Genomic DNA, 1470 nt, shown 5'->3' on the forward strand with positions numbered 1-1470 from the left:
TGTGATTTTTCATGGAATGAGGACCCTGTTTGAGGGGTGATTTTCGTCCAAACGGGACCCCTTAACGAAGGGGTCATCAAGATGCCTCCGGTTTGGTCGGAGGCATTTGTGTTTTGGATGTTGGTTGTGGAGACGATTGCAAAGATACGCCGGCTGTCGCTGGTGCAGGGAAAGTCGATCAAGGCGATCTGCCGGGAGCTGAAGATCTCCCGGAAGGTGGTGCGCAAAGTTTTGCGTTCAGAGGAGACAGAGTTCCGTTACGAGCGCAAGCATCAGCCTTATCCCCGGATGGGCGCCTGGCGTGACGAGTTGGATCGGCTGCTGTCGGCGAATGCGGCCAAGTCTCAGCGGGAGCGGCTGACACTGATCCGCATCTTTGAGGAGCTTCGCGGCCTCGGCTATGACGGCAGCTACAGTTCGGTGTGGCGGCATGCTCAGAGTTGGGAGGCGGATCGCGGCAGCGCCGCGGCCGAAGCCTACATTCCGTTGAGCTTTGCGCCGGGCGAGGCCTACCAGTTCGACTGGAGCCACGAGATCGTTCTGCTCGACGGCGTGACGGTCACGGTGAAGGTGGCGCACATGCGGCTTTGCCACAGCCGTATGTTCTTCGTGCGGGCCTATCCGCGCGAAACGCAGGAGATGGTGTTCGACGCCCATGACCGGGCGTTCAGCTTCTTCCGCGGCGCCTGCACGCGCGGCATCTACGACAACATGAAGACGGCCGTGGACACGATCTTCATCGGCAGGGATCGCCGCTACAACCGCCGCTTTGCGCAGATGTGCGGGCACTATCTTGTCGAGCCGGAGGCCTGCACACCGGCGGCCGGCTGGGAGAAGGGGCAAGTCGAGAACCAGGTCGGGCTGGTGCGCGAGCGCTTCTTCTTCACACCGAGGCTGCGCTTCAAGACGCTGGAGGATCTCAACGGCTGGCTGGCCGATAAATGCGTTGCCTATGCCAAGGCGCATCGGCATCCTGAACAGGGCGAGCGCACGGTCTGGGAGGTGTTCGAAGAAGAGCGCGCCAGCTTCATTCCCTATGCCGGTCGCTTCGACGGCTTCCATTGCATTCCCGCGTCGGTGTCGAAGACCTGCACGGTGCGCTTCGACAACAACAAATATTCGGTGCTGTCGAGTGCCGTCGGCCGGCCGGTCGAGATCCATGCTTATGCCGACCGGATCATTATCCGCCAGGACGGCGTGGTCGTGGGCGAGCATGCCCGCTGCTTCGGCCGCAACGAGGTCATCTACGATCCCTGGCACTACGTGCCGGTGCTGGCCCGCAAGCCGGGCGGATTGCGCAACGGCGCGCCGTTCCTTGGCTGGGTGCTGCCGTCGGCCATGGAGAAGGTGCGCCGCAAGCTCAAGGCGGTTGATGACGGGGACCGGCAGATGGTGGCGATCCTCACCTGCGTGCTGACCGACGGATTGAGCGCGGTCGAGGCCGCCTGCCAGGAAGCCATCGAGCACGGC

1 protein-coding gene is annotated in these 1470 nt (G+C 62.5%); it reads left to right on the plus strand.

The window, feature by feature from the left end:
* Positions 1-117: 117 nt before the first annotated feature.
* A partial coding sequence (istA, locus tag NKI61_RS32760) for an IS21 family transposase (RefSeq protein WP_352842413.1) occupies positions 118-1470 on the plus strand: 1353 nt, incomplete at its 3' end.

This window comes from Mesorhizobium sp. M0514 (assembly GCF_040321145.1).
GTDB lineage: Bacteria > Pseudomonadota > Alphaproteobacteria > Rhizobiales > Rhizobiaceae > Mesorhizobium.